Genomic DNA, 22,206 nt, shown 5'->3' with positions numbered 1-22,206 from the left:
GGAGGCAGTTCATGAAGAAGCAAATTGGCTGTATCTTATGCCTGTGCACAGTGCTTATGAGCGGCTGCAGCAAAGAGCAGTCATATCAGAATCTTCTGAATGAACGGATTGCGGATGCTCTGGCTGTGCCGCTGACATCCACGGATACCTGTATCAAATACTATTACAGCTATCAGCTGCCGCGCAGTGTCGGAAGCTTGCAGGCAGATGATCTGTCAGTGCTGTTTGACTATGAAGGAACCAGATTCATCATGAATCTGGACACATCCGGCATTCTGCAGGATCTCTATTATCAGCAGGATGACCAGACGGATGCAGACCCGCTGGCATCTTTGACACCTGTGCTGAAGGATGATGGTATCTGTGCCAATGCTGCATCAGGAGAATACACGTATGCCATCCGCATTTATCAGGTGGATTCCATGTATCTGACCCGGGTGACAGTCGGACATATGATCTTTACTGCCATCAGTGATCTGTCTGCAGCCATCAATGTGAGCAATGCCATGCTGCGGATCGGACGCAGTGTCAGTATCAAAGAAAGCCATGTGATTGATGCCTTTGCCAACCGCAGTGATACGGTATACCGCGCCGAAAAGACAGCTCTGTTTGAAAACCTTGCACCAGTGAATGGCACGGTTGCCGATCTGTTGAAAAAGGGCGGGCAGACCAATGCGGATGCCCAGGCAAGTGTCGCTCCATCGGAGTGAGAACAACGTAAATATGCAAGGAATCTTAACAAGATTCAAAAAATAGCATAGAATAGTAACGTATGTAAGAAAGGATGAAGTTATGCTTAAGAAACTGCAGAATCTCTTATTCGAAGATGATGATGACGATTATCTCGATGATGAGGATGAGGAAGAAACGGTCAGTGCGGCGCCTGTCAAACCTTCCGCAGTGAAACCGGTGGCAGCGCAGCCCAGAAGAGTTGATTCTGGAAAGCCGGTTCAGGAAAGAAGGGAAGCGCCCTCCGTACAGCCCGCTGTGGAACAGCCTGTTCATACAGCACCGCGGGTCAGCCGGATTGATGTGACACAGGATATCCCGGTACAGAACAGCAAGCCTGCACAGCCGGTATTTCCGCAGATGCCGCCGCGCGAGGAGAAGAAGCCTTCCGGGCTTGGCATAACGGCAGATGATACAGATTACCATCAGCCTGTCCGTCAGAGAACGGTCAAGCCGGCTGTTCCCAAGACACAGAAGCCGAAGAAGCCTTCTAAGCCTGCCTATCAGTTCCAGCCGGTCATCTCGCCGATCTTTGGTGTGGATGAGAAGGATATGACGGCACTGAAAAATACAGCGAAGAAAGCAGCAGAGGCTATGGCTGAAAACGATGAGGACGATGGCAATATCACACCGGTGATTTCACCGATTTATGGCTCTACAGAGCCGCTTGCTGCCAAGAAAGCTGAAACACATGCAAAGGCTGCACCTGCCCGCAAAGAAGAGCCTGTGGCAACGGCCAATCCGACAGCCGATGAGGAGATCCCTGATTTCTCACTGGATGATATTCTCAAGGTACGTGATGAACAGTACGATGATCATGATGATTCACTGTCTGATACAGCACCGCTGTTCCCGGATCTGAACTTCCCGGATGATCCGGTTCCGGACGCAAAGCCTGCAAAACCGGAAGAAGAACCGGATCAGACCATGATCCTGAAGAAGCCGCTGACCAAGTAAGCAATTCCGGAAGATTTATGTCAATTGACCTGCAGATCGTTTCTGCAGGTTTTTTTACGCTGCTGTTTGTCCTGACTTTGATAAAATCCCTTGTTTTGACAGGAGTAAAGCGCTATCATCCACATTGTAAAACTTTTCATTATGTTTTATAATCAAACGAAGAAGAGAGGAATTGTATATGGACGCATTGTTAACGGACCTGCAGAATGTCTGCACACAGCTGCTGCCGATCCTTGGTGCGGTGGCACTTGTCTTTCTCTGCATTTTCATCAAGAAACTGTGGCAGATGGTGGATACCGGAAATGAGAGGTTAAAACAGCTTTCATCTACGCTTGATAAAGCGGACCTCAGCATGGAAAAGATCCAGGCACCTCTGGATACTGCCGTCAAGCTTTCTCATTCCGTAGATAAAGTACAGGATAAAGCTGAACAGGCCTTTGGAAAAATGACAGATTTTACAACTGACAGCCTCAATAATTTAAAGGATTTTGCTGCCAGAAAAAAGGAAGAGAATGAACAGGAAGGCACAGAACAGGTGAAGAGCGATGAGTGAAGAAAAGGATAATGGCACGAAGCGGGATGAGAGCCGTGAGCCGATTGAAGACATTGAAAAGACCGTCGAAGATCTGAAAAAGAAGATTATGGAGATTTCTTCCGAAGAAAATGAGGAAAACGAGGAACCTGAAGCCAGCATTCCGCAGTTTGCCGAGGCAAAGAAGAAGATTGCCGAGATTCGGGATAATGCAGTGAAATCGGTCAATAAGAGCATTGAGGAAGCGAAGAATGCGGCTGCGGAAAAGAATTCGCAGGAAGATCTGAAGAAGACACTTGCCTATATCCGTGAAAATGCACGGAAGGTTGTTGATGCTGCCCAGGACAAAATGGACGCATTGAAGAATGATCCTAAGGTCCGCCAGAATGTCGAGGGGGCAAAAGAAGCTGCTGCTGATGCACTGTCCAAGGCATCTGATGCAATGAAACAGGCAGCAGGCAATACAAAGAACTATCTGGATAACAGGCTGAGTGATGATCAGAAGGCACAGCTGAAAGATGCCGGAGACAAGGTCGGAGCTGCGCTGAATGAGACCAAAGAACATGTATCCAAAGCAGTAGAAGATTTCAGGAACAATCCGCAGGTACAGGAGTTCGGCCGCAAGAGTGCTGATGCTGCACAGAAAGGTGCCGAAGCACTCCGCGGACTGTTTGATCATAAGGATGGAGGCGACGACAGATGAAGCGGGTCACAATCTATGATGTAGCCAAGGAAGCAGGCGTTTCCCTTGCGACGGTTTCCCGTGTGATCAATGGTTCCAACGTTGTCAAGGAACCTACCAAAGAGCGTGTCCAGGCAGCTATTGACAAACTCGGCTATAAGCCGAATGCCATTGCCCAGGGGCTGGCTCTGCAGAAGACAACCGTCATCGGTCTTGTCATTCCGGAGGCATCCTTCACGTATACCGGCCAGATTATCAACGGCCTTCTGGATGTTGCCAAAATCTATAATTACAACATCATGCTGCATACAATTACAGCAGGCATTACCGATATCAATGACGTCATTGAGGATATCATCAAGTCCCGTGTGGATGGCGTAATTGTCTATAATGCCAAGCTGCAGATGGATGAGATGGAAGAGCTGTCCAAGTACAATATTCCGATTGTCATCATCGGCAATAAGGTCAAAGGTGAAAATGTTGCTTCGGTCTATGTTGACATTGAGAAAGCTATCTATGAACTTACTGCCAAGTATCTGGAAGAGGGCAAGGAAGATATTGCCATCATTGAGGACCGCAAGAATCCGTATACATGTGCACAGATGGTCAAGGGTGCCCAGCGTGCCTTTGAAGCAAAGGGCAGAAAGTTTGACAACTTCCTGAAGATTCCGCCGGAAAGCCGTACAAGCTATGCCTTCCTGTCCGACTGGTTCAAGGATCATAAATATGATCTGGTCATTGGCAACCGTGATTCCCAGGCAATGGCAGCACTGAACGCTGCCCGTGAGAATGGTATTTCTGTACCGGATGACATGGAAATTGTCTGTGTCATTGATACCAAGTACAATGCCATGATGCGGCCGGCCATTTCATCCTTCTCGATTCCAAGCTACGATCTTGGTGCAGTCTCCATGCGGGTCATGACCAAGATGCTGCAGAGCGGAGATGAATCGGATAAGGCAATGGAACTGAGCTATCTGTTTACGCCGCGTCAGACAACCAAGGATTGAATTCAAAAACCTGCTGTGTTACAGTAGGCATGCATGGATCGGGCTTACTGGCATCTGTCAGACTGATATCAGAGACATTCCGGATGGTGCAAGGAATGCAGAAACAGATGTGAATTACATCCCGGGAGCACTCCGCTTATGCGGACGTATGCCGGCGTTAGCGGCTAGAGTGCACGCAAGTGAACTAAGGTGGTACCGCGCAGAAGGCGTCCTTAGATATGAGGATGCCTTTTTTATTTGCATCAAGAGAAGAGGAGAATATATGAACTTTATTGAAGAACTGAAATGGCGTGGTCTTGTCAAAGACTGCACAGACATGGAAGGACTTGTCAAACGTCTGGAAAGCCCGGCCACAATTTACTGCGGCTTTGATCCAACTGCAGACTCTCTGCATGTCGGACATCTGCAGCAGATCCTGCTGCTGCGCAGATGGCAGAAAGCAGGCCATACACCGATTGCCCTCTGCGGCGGATTTACCGGCATGATCGGTGATCCAAGACCTACAACAGAAAGAAAACTTCTGAGCCACGAAGAAGTGCTGCACAATGCGGAATGCATCCGCACCCAGCTGGCAAAATTTCTGGACTTTGAAGGTGACAATGCGGCCATCATGGAAAACAATAACCACTGGCTTGGCAGTCTCAGCCTGCTCGACTTCCTGCGTGACTATGGCAAGCTGTTCAATGTTGCCTACATGCTGCAGAAGGATACCATTAAAAAGAGACTCGACAGCGGCCTGTCCTACACCGAATTCACATACACGATCCTGCAGGCAATTGACTTTCTGAACCTGCACAAGCTGTATCATTGCGATGTGCAGATCGGCGGTTCTGACCAGTGGGGCAATCTGACCAGCGGCATTGAACTGATCCGCAAGGTGCTCGGTGATGATGAAAAGGTATTTGGCATCACCTCACCATTGATTACCAAGAGCGATGGCACAAAGTTCGGCAAGTCAGAAGGAAAGAATATCTGGCTGGATCCTGCCAAGACAAATGCCTATGAATTCTACCAGTTCTGGCTGAATACACCGGATGCAGATATTGTGGATTACCTCAAGCGTCTGTCCATGCGCACACCAGAAGAGATTGAAGCTCTTGCAGAGAGTCTCAAGAGCGAGCCGGAAAAGCGTGCCTGCCAGAAAGCACTGGCCCAGGAGCTGACCGAGATTGTGCATGGCAAAGAAGGACTTGCCAAGGCAGAAAAAATCACGGAGACATTCTTCCATGGCTCAATCAAGGACCTGTCGGCATCAGAACTGCGGGAAGGACTCGCAGATGCACCAAAAGCCCATATCGAAGACGGACAGCTGCTGGTGGATGCCCTTGTCTCCAGCGGCATTTCCAAGTCCAAGCGCGATGCCAGAACCCTGATTCAGCAGGGCTCCATTCAGGTTAATGGCGACAAGATCACTGACACAGCCTATGCAATGTGCCGTGACTGTGCATATGATGGTTCCTTCTCCATCATCCGCAAAGGCAAGAAGAACTACTTCGTTCTGGAATTCTGAACAACAAAAAAGCCATATCCGCTTCACGGCAGGTATGGCTTTTAATATACACAGATTGGTAATAACTCAGGCTTTTTTCTCATCCTGCGGATATTCATAATGGAAATTCGTGAGATTGTCCGCAATCTTGTAAACATCACCACCGCCCATGGTGACAAACAGATCATTTTCACCACAGTTCTTTCTTGCCCAGTCTTCAATTTCCTCAAACGTATGGAAGACATGGCACGGTGTGCCAAGTGCCTCAACCTTCTTTGCAAGATCCTGTGAAGAAATGCCAAGGTTATCTGTTTCCCTTGCCGGGAAGATCTCAGTCAGTACAACAAGATCCGCCTCATGCAGTGCCTTGGCGATGTCATCCATCAATGCCTTGGTACGGGAATACGTATGCGGCTGATAGCAGGCAATCAGTCTGCGGTGAGGAATCTTGGATGCTGCATCCAGCGTGACAGCAACTTCAGTCGGATGATGGGCATAGTCGTCTACAATCTGGCAGCCATTGATCTTGCCCTTGAACTGGAAACGTCTGCCGGCACCCTTATACGCACGCAGGGCGTCCGTAATGCTTTCCGGCCTGACACCGCACAGATCACAGGCAGCCGCTGCTGCCAGAGAATCCCAGATAAACTGCTTGCCCGGCACTTCCAGCACAATTTTCTGGCTCTGGCCATGCCGGCGCACAAGTGTATAGCTTGCTTCAGCAAGTTCATTGTACTTGATATCCGTGGCATAATAGTCAGCCTTTTCATGATTATCGCCAAAGTAGATGACTTTGCATTTAAGACCATTTGTGATCTCATCAAGGTCTGGAATTTCAGTATTGATGATCAGCCAGCCATCTGCCGGAATGTTTTCGGCAAACAGACGGAAGCTGTGGCGTACATCTGCCAGATCCTTGAAGAAATCAAGATGATCAGCCTCGATATTGGTAATGATGCCAATCCGCGGCTTCAAAGACAGAAAACTGTTGGTATATTCACATGCCTCCGCAACAAATTCATCTGATTTGCCAAGCCGGTAAGAAGTATGCACACTGTTGAGCACACCGCCGATCTGCATGGAAGGATCCTTGCCGTCACGCAGCAGAATCTCTGAAATGAAGGAAGTTGTGGTTGTCTTGCCATGGGTGCCGGCAATGCCGATAGACATCGGGAACTGTGCCATAATCTGGCCAAGCAGCTCGGCTCTGGTCAGATGCGGAATGCCAAGGTTCAGCACAGCCTGATATTCCGGATTTGTTTTCGCAATGGCTGCTGTAAAGATGGCACAGTCAATATCTTTTGTAATATTCTCAGCTTTCTGGCCGATGATGACATGAACACCGTCTTTTTCTGCCTGAATCAGGGCAGGGGACTTGGCAATGTCGCTGCCCCAGACATCAAAGCCTATTTGTTTCATCATGCCAGCAAGACCGCTCATGGACGAACCGCCGACGCCGCAGAAGTAAAGTTTTGCTGCAGGATGCTTGAAATCGATCTGATACATATGGGTCCTTCTTTCTTTGTACGGTGCTATTATAGCGGAATTGATCCCAAAATGCAGAGAACCAACATCCGGCTTCCACTGATGCAGAAGCCATCATAATTGGTATAATGAAGAAGCTGACAGGTACGCTATGAGAAAAAGCAACTTAAACCGGGTGCTCGCCGCTGTGATTCTGCTTGCAGGATGCGGCAGCAGCACGCCCTCAACAAAGCTGAAAAACTACCAGACCTATTACCAGGCCGTCATGGATCAGATCCATTTTACGGCAGAATCACGCTTCTATACGCTCAGTGCAGAGATGGAAGAAGTCAGTGAAGGTACCTACAGCTACTACATTGTGCTCGATGAACCAAAAATCGCCATGTACAATGTGGTCATGATTGCAGTGGCCAACGATACTCAGCTGCAGGATGCCACCACTATGATGCCGAGCATCGGTATTTTTGACGGACCATATTCTCTGATTCCCAACCAGGTCAATTCAGATGATGGTTTTGTCAAGGGAATGGTCATCAGCGGCAGCAGTGATACGGATGAAGTGTCACTGAAAATGCTTGTCGAATGGCAGGATAAAAACGGAGAGAATATTCAGCGGGAATATCATCAGATCACGCTGAATCAGAGTGGAATGCAGTATGTGGAGTCATAAACAATGAGTGAACGAAAGGAACAAATACCGGGTTTTTCTGCCGGCGGCGCCGTGTGCCGCCTGGTGGAACGTTTGATAGAAATGATCGTCATCATCCCGCTGACGATGCTGGCAGGGGCAGACAGTGCCCTGCTTGCACCAGTGATGGTGCTGTATCAGATTGTCTTTGAGGCAGCCTGTGCAGGGGTGCCTTTTGGCATCGCTGTTATCATTTCCCATTACAGCCGCCGTAAGAAATACAAGAATGTCATGGCAGTTTTTCATGATACTGCCATTGCCGGCTTTGTCATCGGCGCCATCCTGGCTTCTCTACTAATGATCCTGGCTGCACCGCTTTCTGCCTGGATTCTTGGCAGAAGCGCAGATACCAGTGATATTGCAGCCATGACAGCAGTATTGCGTTGCTTTGCATTGTTTGCCGTCAGTGAAGGCATGCTGGCAGGATTCCGCAGTGTAGATCAGGGCATGAGACGGCATCATGACTATATGCGCGGCGTCCTGGCGGAGCAGGGACTGCGTCTGGTGCTGACCATTCTGCTTGCATGGCTGTGTGTCAGAAAGCTGCAGAAAGCATCATCCTCTGCCATCATGATGTGCACGCTTGCCGGCGTATTAGCCTCTGCAGCCGTACTTGCCTACTACATCCATCAGTCACATGGCCTTGGCATGCGCACAAATGCAGTGGACGAAAGCAGAATTCAGAAACAGATCCTGCATGCCAGCCGGCCATATCTTATACAGGCTGTTCTCAGCAGTCTGTGGATCTTGTTTGATCTGTTTGTATCTGGATATGCAGGCATCCATTATGGTATTGCTGCCGCAGACATCAAATCTGCACAGGGCATCATCTTTGTACAGGGATACGCACTGTGTGCATTGCCGCTGCTGCTATCCTGCGTTGACTGCTTCACGCGCCTTCCTCAGATTGAAGAAGCGTTTGCCAATGGAGATGGAGACCGGATTGAACAGCATGTCAACCGTGCCTTTGCATCCTTCCTGATCGTAGCAATGCCCCTGGGAACATTTGCATTCCTGCACAGCGATGCCATTGTTAAAGCATTATTCCCATCGATCTATTCTGCCTATACAGCGTCTGTATTCAGATGGACCGGACCGTTAGCAATTCTGTTTGGCATGGGTATTCTGTGCATGTATCTGCTGTCTGCACTGCAGCTGCACAAGCAGCTTGGCACCTATCAGCTGATCGCCTTTGTGATCAAAGCAGCGCTCCTGTTCCCGTTGGTAAAGAAATGGGGCATGAAGGGAATCCTGCTTTCTTCAATTCTCTATTTTGCGGCCTTGGTATTTCTCTCGCTGGCAAGAATCCGTACAAGGGCACTGGTAGAATATGGCAGAACCGGCATTGTCCTGCTGAAAGCACTGGCCGGATGTCTTTCCATGCATGGTGCCATGTATCTGCTGTCATTAGCCGGTATTGATGCCGGTGCAGCAGACAGCGGTATTCTCAAGCAGTTCATCCTGATGATGGCTGCCGGTGCAGCAGCCTATTATATGACAGGGGATGTGCTGCGGCTGTTCCCGAAAAGAAGGAAGCGGCAATGATCCGGCTGGATAAAGCACTTGCCTCAATGGGAGAAGGCACCCGCACGCAGGTAAAGCAGATGATCAAGGCGGGTCTGGTACAGGTCAATGGCGTCATCATCCGCAATCCAGATACAAAGATTGCGGAAGACAGTGAGATTGTGCTGGATGGCAGGCCGGTTGTATACCAGAAATATGTGTACTGGATGCTGAATAAACCAGCAGGCTATATTACGGCAACCGAAGGCAGGGAACCGGTTGTCATGGACCTGATTGATCAGCAGGTACATGGCGTTTATCCGGTTGGCCGGCTTGATAAAGATACAGCCGGTCTGCTGCTTTTGACTAATGACGGGCCGTTAGGACATCAATTGCTGTCACCAAAGCATCATGTCGAAAAAGAGTACTATGTCAAAGTAAAAAATCCTGTCAGTGAACAGGATATTGAGAAAATGAAGGCGGGGATCAAAGAAGGAGAGGACCTCTTTCTGCCCGCCGTCTATCATCCGCTTGATGAAACAAGCGGACATATCATTCTCCAGGAAGGAAAGTTTCATGAAGTGAAGCGGATCTTTCTTGCCCTGGATAATGAAGTGCTGTATCTGCAGAGAGTGAGAATGAAGAATCTCGTTCTGGATCCGGATCTGAAAGAAGGAGAATATCGTCCTTTAACCAAAGAAGAGATCAGAGGACTTCAGGATCAGGACTAACATGGGGCAGAATGCCGGTATTGGCATATGTCTGCAGGCAGTCAATGACCTGTTTGGTCAGCGCATTGGGGGTGGATGAACCGCTTGTTACCGCAATGCGCTTTTTATGATGAATCATGTCTTCTTTGAGCTGGCTGGCACTGGAAAGCAGCAATGCATCCGGAATGCCAGCTTTCTTTCCTGTTTCTGCCAGCATACGGGAATTGTTGGAACGGGGATCTCCAACCACAATGAGCAGATCTACATCTTTCAATGCCATGACCGCTTCCTGGCGGATTCTGGTCGCATTGCAGATTTCCTCGGCCACAACAGCATCCGGGAAGCGCTTTTTGCATGCGGCAATGATCTGCTGTGCATCCAGCAGAGAAAGAGTCGTCTGGTTTGTGATCAGCACATTGTGCAGCTCTGGCAGGGCAGCCACATCATCCATGCACGTGACAAGATGAATGCGCGGGGAAAGCGATACGGTTCCTTCCGCCTCCGGATGATGCTTTTTGCCAATGTAAATCACATCACCGTCCTGGACATGTTCCTTGACAAGAGTATGCGTCTTCCGCACATCCGGACAGGTCGCATCCACGCAGATCAGACCTTTTCTTTCTGCTTTTTCACGCACGGCATCACTGATGCCGTGGGCAGTGAAGATCACCACACCATCATCAATTTCATCCAGCAGCTGCTCTCTTGTTTTCAGCGGATCCTCAATAAAATGAATTCCTGCTTTCCGGCATGCATCCACAACAAACTGATTATGCACGATCATGCCAAGCATCGTTACTTTCTTGTCAGGATACTTTTTGACGGTTTCTTTTGCCAGCATGATCGCCCTGACAACCCCCTGGCAGTATCCGCGCGGGACAACACTGATGATTTCCATTCGACATTCCTACCTTTTTCGTTATAATTCCATATGCAATTATAGGTGAGAATATGAAAAAATTTGAGGAATATAACCTGAAGGAAAAAACAAAAGCATTTATCCGGCGCAATGGCTTTACAGAGCCAACGCCGATCCAGGCGGAAGTCATAGGCAATATGCTGCGGGGAAAGGATGTCATCGGTCTGTCCAAGACCGGCACCGGCAAGACACACGCCTATCTGATTCCGCTGATGGAAATGGTCGATCCATCGATTGACCATCCCCAGGCAGTGATCACTGCGCCAACCCGTGAACTTGCGGCACAGATTTTTGAGAAGGCAAAGGTCATGAGTGAAGTTGATCCGTCTCTGCGCATCAAGCTGCTGATCGGCGGCCGTGAACGCTCCAAGGATGAAGCCATGCTGGCAAAAGAACAGCCGCATATCGTGATTGGAACACCGGGCCGTATACGTGATCTGTTTCTCAATGGCGGCAGTCTGCGTCTGGACCAGGCGGGCATTCTGATTGTGGATGAAGCTGATATGACACTGGAGTATGGTTTCCTGGATGATGTGGATGCCTTTGCCGGCAGGATGGGAGAACATCTGCAGATGCTGGCATTTTCGGCAACGATGCCGGATCAGCTCAAACCGTTTATCCGTAAATATATGCATCATCCGCTGACGATCGAGATCGGTGATCATGTGCGCTACAACCCGAACGTCAAACACGTCCTGGTGCCATGCTATCATCATACCTATGCGGAAACGATTCTGAGCATTCTGCCGGGCTTTCAGCCTTATGTATGTCTGATTTTCTGCAACACAAGGCAGGAAGCAGCCCAGATTGCGGAGAGTCTGCGGAATGCGGGTGTAGATGTTGGTGAACTGCATGGCGATATGACCAGCCGCAAGCGCAAACAGGCCATGAAGAGTCTGGAACTTGGCATGCACAAGTATGTTGTTTGCACGGATCTTGCGGCCAGAGGCATTGATATCGACATGGTCAGCCATGTCATTTCCTGTGGTCTGCCGCAGGATCTGGAATACTATGTGCACCGGGCCGGCAGAACCGGCAGAGCCGGTAGCAGCGGTACATGCTATACGCTGTATCATGAAAGTGATGATGCCGCAATCCGGTCTTTGATGAAGATGGGCATTCACTTTGATCATATGCGCTGGCATAAGGACAGCTGGCAGCAGCTGCATCCATATGGACAGCGCCGCATGAAGCCAGATGATGAGCTTGAAAAGAAGATTGCCATGATCTATACCCGCAAGAGCCAGAAGGTTAAACCTGGCTATAAGAAGAAGCGGGCAAAGAAGATTGAGATGATTCACCGCCACCAGAAGAGAGATCTGATCCGGGCAAAGATCCGTGAGGAAAAGAAGGCAATGTATAAAGAACGGCAGATTGCCAAAAACAAGGAGAAAGCATGATTCTTGGATGCCATGTGCAGATGAAGGCACCGCTGTATCTGGAAGGCAGTGTCAAAGAAGGACTGAGTTACGGCTGTGATGCCATGATGGTCTATACCGGTGCGCCGCAGAATACGGTACGCAAAGATATTGATACGCTTCATATTGCCCAGGCACAGGAACTGATGAAAGAACATCATCTGCCTATGGAGAGGCTGATCATTCATGCGCCGTATATCATCAATCCAGCCAACAGTGTCAAGCCGGAAGTGGCAGAACTTGCCAGGCAGTTTCTGCAGCTGGAACTGGAACGCACCGCGGCAATCGGGGCAAAGTATCTTGTTCTGCATCCAGGGTCTTATACAACTACGGATCTGGAAACAGGCATTGCAACAATTGTCCGGCAGCTCAATGCGATTGAATATGATCCGTACGATGTGATTGTCTGTCTTGAAACAATGGCAGGCAAGGGCAGTGAAGTTGGATTCCGGTTTGAACAGCTGGCAGAAATCCTGTCAAAACTGCGCCATCCTGAACATTTCGGTATCTGTTTGGATACCTGCCACATATGGGATGCAGGCTATGATGTAAACTACTTTGATGATGTTCTGGACACCTTTGATCATGTGATTGGTCTTGAAAGACTGCATGTGATTCATCTCAATGATTCCAAGAATGTGCAGGGTGCAAGAAAAGACCGCCATGCCAATATCGGTATGGGCGAAATCGGATTTGAGGCTTTGCACAAAGTGACTGAAAACAAAAGAACGGAACACATAGCCAAGATTCTGGAAACACCCTACATTGACAAGAAACCTCCATATAAGCAGGAAATTGCCATGCTGCGAAGCGGAAAGTTTAAACCGATTGCATCCCAGCACGCAGATTCTGCGAAGTAATGGATAATTTTATCAAAACATTTATGACAGTGGTTACTTACTGTCAATGATTTCAACCGCAATCATTCAGAATCATTCTTGACGATAAAGCGCTTACACGGTAACATCGATTACATGATTACAAATGTGCTTACATATCTTGACAGAATTGTAAAAGAAGTACCGGAAAAAACGGCTTTTGCAGATGTCCATCATTCATTAACTTTTTCACAGCTTTATCAGAATGTAAACAGTATTGGCACGGCTCTTCATCAGGAAGGATATTATCGTGAGCCGGTGCTTATTTACATGGAAAAATCAGCCGACACGATTGCTGCTTTTTTTGGCGTGATCAGGAGCGGCTGTTTTTATGTGCCTATTGATGCAGAAATGCCTGCTTCCAGAATTGAGCTGATCATACAGAATTGTCATCCACGGGCCATGATTTACGATGAAGATACAAAAGATTCTGCTGATCGGTTGCCTTTTGAGGGAAAGCGTTATTCATTCTCCAAGTTGAAGAACACGATTGTTGATGCAGAAGCGTTGAAAGCAATTGAAGCACATGCGCTGGATGTTGACCCAATATACATTGTCTTTACTTCCGGCTCGACCGGTGTGCCAAAGGGTGTTACTGCCTGTCATCGATCTGTGCTGGATTATGTTAATCAGTTATCTGAAACTCTGCATTTTAACCGTGACACCATATTTGGAAATCAGACACCTCTGTATTTTGATGCATGCTTGAAGGAAATCTATCCGACGATCATGTTTGGAGCTACAACATGGCTGATTCCGAAGGAATTGTTTTCAACCCCAAAGTATCTTGTTCAGTTCCTCAATGAGAAAAAGATTAATACAATCTGTTGGGTTGTTTCTGCACTGACGATGATCTCTGCGTTCAATACATTCAAGTCCATTAAACCAGAATATCTGAAAACAATTGCTTTTGGCAGCGAGGTTTTCCCGATCAGACAGTTCCGCAGATGGCAGGACGCATTACCTGATGCCGACTTTACAAATCTTTATGGTCCGACAGAAGGCACTGGCATGAGTTGCTACTATCATGTGCCTAAGAATTTCAATGGAGATTCGATTCCGATTGGTGTTCCGTTTAAAAATACAGAGGTTCTGCTGTTAAAAGATGACAATACGCTTGCCGAACCTGGTGAAGAAGGGGAAATCTGCCTGCGAGGAACTTGTGTGACGCTTGGTTATTATAACAATCCTGAAAAGACGAGAGAAGTGTATGTTCAAAATCCTCTGAATCATGTCTATCCGGAGATTATTTATCGCACAGGAGATATGGGAAAGCGGACTGAAGATGGAAATCTGATGTTTGGTTCCCGCCGCGACTATCAGATCAAGCATATGGGACATCGAATTGAGTTAGGCGAGATTGAAGCTGATGTCAATAAGATTGAAGAGGTAAAAATGTGCGGCTGTGTCTATGATCACAAGCGCAGTCTGATCAAGCTGTTTTATACAGGCGATATTGAACCTGCTGAGCTGACGGACCGGTTGAATACATTGTTACCGCGATATATGATGCCAAACCGTACGGTGCATCTGACAGAAATTCCTTTTACCGCAAATGGTAAAATTGATCGGAAAGCATTGGAAAATATGCAATGAAGGGGGAAAATCACATGTCTGCAAACACAAGAGAAACATTACTGGAAATTCTGAAGAATCTTCATCCTAACATCGATTTTGAGTCTGAAGATAAACTTATCACCAACAAGGTGCTGGATTCATTTGATATCGTGACTCTGGTAACAGATCTTGGTGAAGAATTTGATGTGGATATTGATTCGGATGATCTGATTCCTGAAAACTTTAACAGTGTTGATGCAATGGCTGCTTTAATCGATTCCAAACTCGATTGAATATATGCTGTTTACATCATTTACATTCATTGGCTTTGTCTGCGTACTATTCCTGCTTTACTATGCGCTGCCAAAGAAGTGTCAGTGGCTGATTCTGCTGGCAGGAAGCCTGGCGTTCTACATGTGGGGCGGCCCGAAGTATATTATTTACCTTCTGGTCACTTCCTTTACAACGTGGTTTTCTTCCATTCAGATTACCAACAGCTGGGTGAGACAGAAAAAGTGGCTGCGTCATCATGCACAAGCTGACCGCAAAGAAAAAAACCAATATAAGAATAAAATGTCATCTAACCGAGTCAGGTGGATGACTCTTTGTATTGTTCTGAACATTGTGGTTCTTGCCGTCGTAAAGTACAGCAGCTTTGCGCTGGATAACATTAATCATCTGCTTGCCAATGCCCATGCTGGATACCGTCTGACATTCATTTCACTTGCCCAGCCTATGGGAATATCTTTCTATATGTTCATGGCAATCGGCTACCTGGTTGATGTCAAAAAGGATAAGTTCAAAGCTGTGAAAAATCCTTTAAAACTGCTGCTTTTCCTGTCTTTCTTTCCTGCGATCGTACAGGGCCCCATCAACCGCTTTGGCGATGTCAGCGAATCCATGTTTTCTCAACATGATTTTTCTGTAAAAGAAGTTACCTACGGCGTTGAGAGAATGCTGTGGGGATTCTTTAAAAAGATGGTTATTGCAGACAGACTTGCAGGCTTTGTTGCAACTGTTACAGGTGATCCATCTACATACACAGGCGGCTGGGCACTTGCTGGAATGATTCTCTACACCATTGAATTGTATGCTGATTTTACTGGTGGTATTGATATCACAATCGGTACTGCTCAGTTATTTGGCGTTAAGCTGCAGGAAAACTTTATTCGTCCTTATTTTTCACGCTCGCTTAAGGAATACTGGCGCAGGTGGCACATCTCAATGTCTTCCTGGTTCAGAGACTATATGTTTTATCCAATTTCCATGAGCCGTAAGATGCAGCATTTCTCACGCTGGCTGCGTAAACACGTAGGGGAAAATATTGGTAGAAAACTGCCAGTCTATTTATCTTCTTTCATTGTATGGCTGGCAACCGGTATCTGGCATGGTGCCAGCTGGAACTTTATACTCTGGGGTGTTCTGAATTTCCTGGTTCTGATGATTTCCGAGGAACTCGAACCGCTCTATGATAAATTTCATCAAAAGGTTCCGGTTACCCGTGCGTATGAAGGATTTGAAATCATCCGTACCGTCTTATTGATCGCAATCATGAATATGTTTGACTGCTATGCATCAGTGAGAGATACAGTTCATTCCTTTTTCTCTATCTTCAGCGGAAAGAATTATTGCATTCTTGCAGATGGAAGTTTCTTTACAGCAGGATTGAGCGCTGTAGATCTGCTGGTTGTTGCACTTGGATGTCTGTTAATGTTTATGGTCAGTATGAAACAGCGCCGCCAGCCGGTACGCGATCAGATCGCTGTAAAACCTGTTGCTGTACAATTACTGATCTGGTGCAGTTTGTTCCTTGTGATTGCCGTCTTTGGTGCTTATGGCATTGGTTATGATGCCAGCCAGTTTATCTATAACCGCTTCTGAAAGGAGAAAAATCCATGCATAAGAAAAGAAATATTGCGTTATTTCTGTGCAGCATCCTTTCTACGGCTGTTGTTCTCTGGTTGCTGCAGCGCTTATTCATGCCAAAATATGTAGATGATGTGCTGGAAGGAACCATGACGCAGGAATATTACGATGAAGAAAATAAAGATTTTGATGTAATGTTCATTGGAGATTGTGAAGTTTATGAAACATATAATCCAGTCGAACTCTGGCAGAAGTATGGGATCAACAGCTATATCCGCGGCAATGCAGAACAGTATATCTGGCAGTCCTATTACATGTTAAAGGAATCTTTGCATTATCATATTCCAAAAGTGGTTGTATTTAATGCGCAATCACTGCAATTCAATGAATCGCAGAATGAAGCATATAACCGCATGGCTCTTGATGGCATGAAATGGTCACGTGAAAAAGTAGATGCCATCAATGCATCAATGAAAGAGAATGAACACTTTATTGACTATGTCTTTCCATTCCTGCGTTATCATTCCCGCTGGTCCGATCTGAAAGAGACAGATTTTACTTACATGTTCAAACATGCGCATCATTGTTTTAATGGCTATTACATGCGTGTTGATATTTTGCCGGCAGATAATGTGCCGGATCCGCGTCCATTAACAGACTATACATTTGGTGATAAAGCCTGGGAATACATGGATAAAATAAGAAAATTGTGTGAAGAAAACGGTATTCAGCTGATTCTTGTAAAAGCACCATCGCTATGGCCGCACTGGTATGACGAGTACAACCAGCAGGTAAAGGAGTATGCCGATCAGTATGGGCTCCCATATTATAACTGGCTGGAGTATAAGGATGATATCGGGCTGGACTATTCCACGGATACTTATGATGCGGGTCTGCACCTTAATCTGTCTGGTGCTGATAAGATGTCGGATTATTTTGGACAGATTCTGGTTGATCAATATGGTGTTCCAGATCGGCGGAATGAGACAGCACTTGCATCTTCTTGGCAGAAGGTTGCCGATGCACAGAATGCCGAGATTGAGAATCAGAAAAAGAAATACAATCTGAATTAAGCAGGGGGAAAGTTTATGTGTGGCATATGTGGTATTTATAATTTTGAAAATGATAAAGCATTTGATCCGGGTATTATCGATCATATGCTGGCAAAGCTCAAACATCGCGGCCCTGATGGGCAGAACAGCTGGCATGACCGCAGGATTTCTCTTGGCTTTACCAGGCTGAGCTTCATTGATTTAAAGGGTGGTATGCAGCCGCTGTTTAACGAGGATTGCTCCATTGCAACAATTGTAAACGGTGAGATTTTCAATTACCAGGAACTGAAAGCTGATCTGATCAGGAAAGGGCATTCCTTTCGCACAAAGACTGATACAGAGGTCGTTGCCCATCTCTATGAAGAATATGGCTTGGATTTTCCCATCCATATCAATGGACAATTTGCCATCGCACTGTATGATGCAAAGAAGAACATGCTCGTATTGATCCGTGATCAGTTTGGCATTTGTCCTCTCTTCTATACGATAAAAGATGGACGGATTATTTTTGGCTCGGAAATCAAGGCAATTCTGGAATATCCTGGCATGCCCCGCATTCTCAACATGAAAGCTGTTGATCAGCTGATGAATTTTCCTGGTATCGTTGCACCGGTTACTTTCTTCAAGGGAATCAATGCTTTGGAAGCCGGTAAGATGATGATCTTTCAGGCAGGAAAGGAACCTGAAAAGAAGACATACTATGAAATGCTGTATCATCCGGTAACGGAAGATCTTGGTCTGGATTACTATGTTTCTCATCTGAAGGAACTGCTGGTGAAGGCAATTTCCAGAAGGTTGATTGCAGATGTTCCAATTGGCTTTTATGTATCAGGAGGTCTGGACAGTTCGATTGTTGCATGCTATATCGGTAAATTCCTGCTGAATTCCTATTATTCTTTCTCTGCAGAAATTGGTGAGGGAGACCTGGATGAGAGCAATTTCCAGGCGATGGTAAAGGAGTGTGTCAAATCAAAGCATTATAGTACGGTGATCAATGATGAGGTCATCTGGAAGTGTCTTCCTGATGTGATATACCATACCGAAACAGCAGTGAAGGAATCTTACGATACGGCTGCATATATGCTTTCCAGTCTGGTACAGGCTTCGCCAGCAAAGGCGGTTCTTACTGGACAGGGCAGCGATGAATTGTTCTGTGGGTATATTGGCTATCTGATTGATAAATTCCGCAATATGAACAAGGAGGCCATTTCTCCTGATGAACAGGAATTAAATGCACGTCTGTGGGGGGATCCGAATTTCAGGTTTGAGAGAGATCATCTGGCTGAAAGAGAAATTCAGACGAAGATCTATTCTCAGGATATTGTTGCAAATTTGCCTCAGTTCTCTGCATTGCAGGAAAGTCCGATTAATCTGGATGCAGTAAAAAATGTGACGACCCAGCAGCGCCGCAGTTACATAGACTTCCATCTTCGCTTACAGGATCACCTGCTGATCGAACATGGCGATCACATGACTTTTGCTCACAGTGTTGAAGGCCGCCATCCGTTCCTTGATCCAGAGTTAGTCTCTTTTGTAATGACTATTCCCGATAAATACAAACTGCATGGTACAAATGAAAAATACATCCTGAAAAAAGCTGGGATCGGTATTGTACCTGACCCAATTCTGAAGCGAAAGAAGTTTCCATTCCAGGCACCGGGTATGTCTTCTATGATCAAGCATCCATCAGAGAACAATTATCTTGATGATGCTCTGATCCGCAAATATGGCATCTTTGATCCCGAATATGTCAGCCATATGAAGGAAGTATATGCTTCGGATGATTTCAAACTTATGGGTGCTTATAAGATTGACTATCTGATGATTGTTCTTACCGTAACAATGCTCTGTGAAACCTATCAGATGAAGATTGAAATCTAAGGTGGTACAGATATATGGGGAAGCAATATTCAAGAAGAAAATCTACGATTGCAGTGGCGGTTATTGGGGGTGTTCTGGTACTGATAACGATTCTGATTAGAAAAGGTGTTCCAACGTATATCCGTCTGCGCTATTTTAATCGTGTCAAGCCAGAAGTAACAATCGAAGCTGGCAGTCAGTTGGATCCATCCATGTTTATGAAAGATGGATATCAAGGATTTGTGAGTGATGAAGGGGATGAATACAATACCAAAACACCGGGTACTTATCATGTAAAGATTGAGTCAGGAAACTATTTGTATCCGACAGTATTAAAGATTACAGATACAACGCCTCCGGTCATTACTGGCAATAATTTTGAATGTACTGCCGGAGACACCATATCTTACAAAAAACAGGTTACGGTAACGGATAATTCAGGAGATGATGTAGATATACAGGTAGATTCAAGCGCTGTTGATATTGATACACCTGGCACATATCCGATTATCTATACCGCGGCGGATTCTTCTGGCAATACATCCTCAATTACTTTGCAGCTCACTGTTGATAAGAAAATTCCAACCACACCTCAGGAAATCAACGATGCCATGGCAGATGATATCCTGACAGAGCTTGATATCAGTTCCATGTCGGACCGTGAGAAGATCACTGCGATTGGCAACTGGGTTTATTATAATATTCGGTATGCAGAGAAGCATGTTGAAACCAATCCACCTGTTAGTGAGGTATATCTTGGCCTGTACTACCGTGTGGGTGACTGTTATGTCGCATGCTATACAGCACAGGAACTTCTGAATCGTGCAGGAATTGAGAATATGGTAGTTCATCGCCTAGATACGTATGGCCTTGGTCCGCATCTGTGGCTGATCGTGAACATTGGAGATGGATGGTATCATTTGGATTGTATGCGTGGAAGACCAGACGGAACAATCTTCATCTATGTTCCGACTTCTACTCTGGCAGTTTATGATCAGACACATCCTGGTTACTACCAGTTTGATCCATCACTATATCCGGATATTACGGATTGACAAAGGGAGAAAATATGAAAAAGAAAATCTTTATGGCGATTGTCACTGCTGCCTTGCTTGCCGGCTGTGTCACAAAGGTTGATGAGACAGCATCAGAAAATGCAAGTGTTGCACCATCTGCTGCGAGCGAAACAGCATCATCCAGCCAATCTGAAACAACCAGTGAATATGTCTTTGATGTCAATGGCGGTACACTCAAAATGGATGAAAACATGGAAGATGCTCTGAATCTTCTCGGCAAAGAAAACAGCTATTATGAAGAAGCAAGCTGTGCCGGACAGGGTGGTTTGTCAAAAATCTATACGTATTCAGATTATGAAATCACCACTTATGAGAAAGATGGCAAGGATCTGATCTGCTATGTTGATCTGAAGACAGATAATGTGGCTACTCCTGAGGGTATTGACTTGTCCAGCTCTAAAGATGATGTCATCAAAACATATGGGAGTGATTATGAAGAACGCGGAGCCAGCCTTGAATATACGAAAGGCAATTCACGCCTGACATTCTTCTTCAATGATGATAATTCCATCCAGCAGATTGAATATTCATCAGTTGATGCATTTGCGTAATAGAATGATTTACAACAGGAATATGAGAAAACTGAGAAAAGTCTGGAAAGTTATTCTTCCTGCAGCAGTTGTCTGTGCTTCATGCGGTATTGGATTCAAGATACATCGCAATAACGTACTGGCAGAGGAAAAAGCAGCTGCCGAAACTGCTGCCTCCTTTACCTGTGCTTTGAAAGCAGGCAGTGAAGTGCAGGAGTATGCGCCTGATACAACACTGAATGTGTTGTCTTTGGTAGAAGCAGGCAATGGCAAATATACCTACCAATATGAGCAAGATCAAACTATTTCAGGAAACTCAGACTTTTCAGTGACCGCCGAACCGGATACGATTGATCTTTCGGTACCTTCTGAGACAGAAGTGATCTATACACTGCATGATGTTGACGCAAAAGGAAATAAAGTCAGCAAAGATTTTCCTCTTATCATTACAGTCAAAGATACGCAGCTGCCGGTCATAACCATGTCATCTGAATCTGTTTCCATTGAAAAAGATCAGGATTTTGATCCTGCATCTTTGATCAGTTCCGTCAAAGATCCAGTTGATGGTGATCTGATAAAAGTTGATACGGAACCTGCAAAGAACGAAAAGGGATTCTATGATAGCGGATGGTACACAATTTCTGGCAATGTCGATGCAACGCAGCCTGGAGAATATACTGTTACGGTACATGCAGTAGATAAAAACGGCAATGATGCGGATGCCTCTGCTGTAGTTTCGGTGGTGGAAACAGTGCAGACAGTACAGCAGGCATCTTCACAGTCTGTGTCAGATACAGGTGCCAACACAGCAATGACGGCTGGTGATACCGGAAACGAAAATCTGAATTCAATCGCTGACAGCATCCTTTCAGGCATTATCAATGATTCCATGGATGATTATCAAAGATGCTATGCGATTTATCAGTGGACGGAAAATAATATCCGTTACAAGGCGACTCCAGACAGTTCTGACTGGCGCGAAGCAGCTATTTATGGACTGACCTATTACACAGGTGATTGTTACAATTATTATGCAGTGGGAAGAGCACTCTTGTGCAGAGCTGGATTTGAAACGCAGGAATGTAAGCTTCCGAACGATGGCCATTTCTGGGTAAAGGTTCTATACAATGGACAATGGCTTAACTGGGATGCAACAACTGGCTGGGGTGCAGAAAGATTTCTTTGGACAGATGATCAGTTATATTCGTATTCCTATACAAATCCAAGTAGCGGCTACACGATCAGCTATAATTATTGATCTGATG

Annotated in this window: 21 protein-coding genes; 19 read left to right on the top strand and 2 right to left on the bottom strand. The window is 46.1% G+C overall.

What is annotated here, in order from left to right:
• Window positions 1-11: 11 nt before the first annotated feature.
• From DHU66_RS00805 to tyrS, 6 genes are all read left to right on the top strand, one after another.
• Window positions 12-710, top strand: a complete 699-nt coding sequence (locus DHU66_RS00805; protein ID WP_108774007.1) for a hypothetical protein — start codon at window positions 12-14, stop codon at window positions 708-710.
• Window positions 711-792: 82 nt separating this feature from the next.
• The gene (locus DHU66_RS00800) at window positions 793-1,686 is read left to right on the top strand and encodes a hypothetical protein (protein ID WP_108774006.1); all 894 of its coding nucleotides are present in this window, start codon (window positions 793-795) and stop codon (window positions 1,684-1,686) included.
• Window positions 1,687-1,864: 178 nt separating this feature from the next.
• Entirely contained in the window at window positions 1,865-2,239 is a 375-nt protein-coding gene (locus tag DHU66_RS00795; RefSeq protein ID WP_108774005.1) for a hypothetical protein, read from the top strand.
• A complete protein-coding gene (locus DHU66_RS00790; protein WP_108774004.1) occupies window positions 2,232-2,921 on the top strand; it encodes an MlaD family protein in 690 nt (229 codons plus the stop codon). Before DHU66_RS00795 ends, DHU66_RS00790 begins: the two co-directional genes overlap by 8 nt.
• A complete protein-coding gene (locus tag DHU66_RS00785) occupies window positions 2,918-3,910 on the top strand; it encodes a LacI family DNA-binding transcriptional regulator (RefSeq protein WP_108774003.1) in 993 nt (330 codons plus the stop codon). Before DHU66_RS00790 ends, DHU66_RS00785 begins: the two co-directional genes overlap by 4 nt.
• Window positions 3,911-4,172: 262 nt before the next feature.
• The gene (gene tyrS / locus DHU66_RS00780; protein ID WP_108774002.1) at window positions 4,173-5,420 is read left to right on the top strand and encodes a tyrosine--tRNA ligase; all 1,248 of its coding nucleotides are present in this window, start codon (window positions 4,173-4,175) and stop codon (window positions 5,418-5,420) included.
• Window positions 5,421-5,486: 66 nt separating this feature from the next.
• On the opposite strand, the gene murC is transcribed toward tyrS, so the two are convergent.
• Window positions 5,487-6,905 (bottom strand): UDP-N-acetylmuramate--L-alanine ligase, encoded by a 1,419-nt coding sequence (murC, locus tag DHU66_RS00775; protein WP_108774001.1) that lies wholly within the window; start codon window positions 6,903-6,905, stop codon window positions 5,487-5,489.
• 130 nt (window positions 6,906-7,035) lie between these two features.
• Here murC and DHU66_RS00770 point away from each other — a divergent pair, with 130 nt between their 5' ends.
• The 3 genes from DHU66_RS00770 to DHU66_RS00760 are packed head-to-tail and all read left to right on the top strand — an operon-like array spanning window position 7,036 to window position 9,806.
• Window positions 7,036-7,554, top strand: coding sequence for a hypothetical protein (locus DHU66_RS00770; RefSeq protein ID WP_108774000.1), 519 nt, complete (start codon window positions 7,036-7,038; stop codon window positions 7,552-7,554).
• A gap of 3 nt (window positions 7,555-7,557) precedes the next feature.
• The gene (locus tag DHU66_RS00765) at window positions 7,558-9,117 is read left to right on the top strand and encodes an MATE family efflux transporter (protein WP_108773999.1); all 1,560 of its coding nucleotides are present in this window, start codon (window positions 7,558-7,560) and stop codon (window positions 9,115-9,117) included.
• Window positions 9,114-9,806, top strand: coding sequence for a pseudouridine synthase (locus tag DHU66_RS00760; protein ID WP_108773998.1), 693 nt, complete (start codon window positions 9,114-9,116; stop codon window positions 9,804-9,806). Before DHU66_RS00765 ends, DHU66_RS00760 begins: the two co-directional genes overlap by 4 nt.
• Here the strand turns inward: DHU66_RS00760 and ispH are convergent.
• Window positions 9,781-10,683, bottom strand: coding sequence for a 4-hydroxy-3-methylbut-2-enyl diphosphate reductase (ispH, locus tag DHU66_RS00755; RefSeq protein ID WP_108773997.1), 903 nt, complete (start codon window positions 10,681-10,683; stop codon window positions 9,781-9,783). The genes DHU66_RS00760 and ispH overlap by 26 nt on opposite strands.
• A gap of 53 nt (window positions 10,684-10,736) precedes the next feature.
• Here ispH and DHU66_RS00750 point away from each other — a divergent pair, with 53 nt between their 5' ends.
• The 10 genes from DHU66_RS00750 (at window position 10,737) to DHU66_RS00705 (ending at window position 22,199) form a co-directional block, all read left to right on the top strand.
• Window positions 10,737-12,104, top strand: a complete 1,368-nt coding sequence (locus DHU66_RS00750) for a DEAD/DEAH box helicase (RefSeq protein ID WP_108773996.1) — start codon at window positions 10,737-10,739, stop codon at window positions 12,102-12,104.
• Window positions 12,101-12,982 (top strand): deoxyribonuclease IV, encoded by an 882-nt coding sequence (locus DHU66_RS00745; RefSeq protein ID WP_108773995.1) that lies wholly within the window; start codon window positions 12,101-12,103, stop codon window positions 12,980-12,982. Before DHU66_RS00750 ends, DHU66_RS00745 begins: the two co-directional genes overlap by 4 nt.
• 114 nt (window positions 12,983-13,096) lie before the next feature.
• Window positions 13,097-14,596, top strand: a complete 1,500-nt coding sequence (locus DHU66_RS00740) for an amino acid adenylation domain-containing protein (protein ID WP_209451706.1) — start codon at window positions 13,097-13,099, stop codon at window positions 14,594-14,596.
• 14 nt (window positions 14,597-14,610) lie between these two features.
• The gene (locus DHU66_RS00735) at window positions 14,611-14,850 is read left to right on the top strand and encodes an acyl carrier protein (RefSeq protein WP_108774469.1); all 240 of its coding nucleotides are present in this window, start codon (window positions 14,611-14,613) and stop codon (window positions 14,848-14,850) included.
• Between the two features lie 4 nt (window positions 14,851-14,854).
• Complete coding sequence (locus tag DHU66_RS00730) at window positions 14,855-16,438, top strand: MBOAT family O-acyltransferase (protein ID WP_108773994.1); 1,584 nt, start codon at window positions 14,855-14,857, stop codon at window positions 16,436-16,438.
• Between the two features lie 14 nt (window positions 16,439-16,452).
• Complete coding sequence (locus DHU66_RS00725) at window positions 16,453-17,496, top strand: SGNH/GDSL hydrolase family protein (protein WP_108773993.1); 1,044 nt, start codon at window positions 16,453-16,455, stop codon at window positions 17,494-17,496.
• A 15-nt stretch (window positions 17,497-17,511) separates the two neighbouring features.
• A complete protein-coding gene (asnB, locus tag DHU66_RS00720; RefSeq protein ID WP_108773992.1) occupies window positions 17,512-19,356 on the top strand; it encodes an asparagine synthase (glutamine-hydrolyzing) in 1,845 nt (614 codons plus the stop codon).
• A gap of 14 nt (window positions 19,357-19,370) precedes the next feature.
• A complete protein-coding gene (locus DHU66_RS00715) occupies window positions 19,371-20,390 on the top strand; it encodes an immunoglobulin-like domain-containing protein (RefSeq protein ID WP_108773991.1) in 1,020 nt (339 codons plus the stop codon).
• A 14-nt stretch (window positions 20,391-20,404) separates the two neighbouring features.
• Window positions 20,405-20,962 carry a hypothetical protein gene (locus DHU66_RS00710; protein WP_108773990.1) on the top strand — a complete coding sequence of 186 codons (558 nt, stop codon included), beginning with the start codon at window positions 20,405-20,407 and terminating at the stop codon, window positions 20,960-20,962.
• A 22-nt stretch (window positions 20,963-20,984) separates the two neighbouring features.
• Window positions 20,985-22,199, top strand: coding sequence for a transglutaminase domain-containing protein (locus tag DHU66_RS00705; RefSeq protein ID WP_108773989.1), 1,215 nt, complete (start codon window positions 20,985-20,987; stop codon window positions 22,197-22,199).
• The last annotated feature ends 7 nt before the right edge of the window (window positions 22,200-22,206 follow it).

The sequence above is a fragment of the Lactimicrobium massiliense genome, from assembly GCF_900343155.1.
GTDB lineage: Bacteria > Bacillota_I > Bacilli_A > Erysipelotrichales > Erysipelotrichaceae > Bulleidia > Bulleidia massiliensis.
The sequence above is the reverse complement of the archived record's forward strand: the minus strand, read 5'-3'. Positions and strand labels throughout refer to the sequence as shown.

Coding starts and splice junctions, on each gene's coding strand:
- DHU66_RS00705 (WP_108773989.1), top strand. CDS start 20,985: ATGAGAAAACTGAGAAAAGTCTGGAAAGTTATTCTTCCTGCAGCAGTT.
- tyrS (WP_108774002.1), top strand. CDS start 4,173: ATGAACTTTATTGAAGAACTGAAATGGCGTGGTCTTGTCAAAGACTGC.
- DHU66_RS00715 (WP_108773991.1), top strand. CDS start 19,371: ATGGGGAAGCAATATTCAAGAAGAAAATCTACGATTGCAGTGGCGGTT.
- DHU66_RS00795 (WP_108774005.1), top strand. CDS start 1,865: ATGGACGCATTGTTAACGGACCTGCAGAATGTCTGCACACAGCTGCTG.
- DHU66_RS00730 (WP_108773994.1), top strand. CDS start 14,855: ATGCTGTTTACATCATTTACATTCATTGGCTTTGTCTGCGTACTATTC.
- DHU66_RS00740 (WP_209451706.1), top strand. CDS start 13,097: ATGATTACAAATGTGCTTACATATCTTGACAGAATTGTAAAAGAAGTA.
- DHU66_RS00790 (WP_108774004.1), top strand. CDS start 2,232: ATGAGTGAAGAAAAGGATAATGGCACGAAGCGGGATGAGAGCCGTGAG.
- DHU66_RS00800 (WP_108774006.1), top strand. CDS start 793: ATGCTTAAGAAACTGCAGAATCTCTTATTCGAAGATGATGATGACGAT.
- DHU66_RS00770 (WP_108774000.1), top strand. CDS start 7,036: ATGAGAAAAAGCAACTTAAACCGGGTGCTCGCCGCTGTGATTCTGCTT.
- murC (WP_108774001.1), bottom strand. CDS start 6,905: ATGTATCAGATCGATTTCAAGCATCCTGCAGCAAAACTTTACTTCTGC.
- DHU66_RS00710 (WP_108773990.1), top strand. CDS start 20,405: ATGAAAAAGAAAATCTTTATGGCGATTGTCACTGCTGCCTTGCTTGCC.
- DHU66_RS00745 (WP_108773995.1), top strand. CDS start 12,101: ATGATTCTTGGATGCCATGTGCAGATGAAGGCACCGCTGTATCTGGAA.
- DHU66_RS00765 (WP_108773999.1), top strand. CDS start 7,558: ATGAGTGAACGAAAGGAACAAATACCGGGTTTTTCTGCCGGCGGCGCC.
- DHU66_RS00735 (WP_108774469.1), top strand. CDS start 14,611: ATGTCTGCAAACACAAGAGAAACATTACTGGAAATTCTGAAGAATCTT.
- DHU66_RS00785 (WP_108774003.1), top strand. CDS start 2,918: ATGAAGCGGGTCACAATCTATGATGTAGCCAAGGAAGCAGGCGTTTCC.
- DHU66_RS00760 (WP_108773998.1), top strand. CDS start 9,114: ATGATCCGGCTGGATAAAGCACTTGCCTCAATGGGAGAAGGCACCCGC.
- asnB (WP_108773992.1), top strand. CDS start 17,512: ATGTGTGGCATATGTGGTATTTATAATTTTGAAAATGATAAAGCATTT.
- DHU66_RS00805 (WP_108774007.1), top strand. CDS start 12: ATGAAGAAGCAAATTGGCTGTATCTTATGCCTGTGCACAGTGCTTATG.
- DHU66_RS00725 (WP_108773993.1), top strand. CDS start 16,453: ATGCATAAGAAAAGAAATATTGCGTTATTTCTGTGCAGCATCCTTTCT.
- ispH (WP_108773997.1), bottom strand. CDS start 10,683: ATGGAAATCATCAGTGTTGTCCCGCGCGGATACTGCCAGGGGGTTGTC.
- DHU66_RS00750 (WP_108773996.1), top strand. CDS start 10,737: ATGAAAAAATTTGAGGAATATAACCTGAAGGAAAAAACAAAAGCATTT.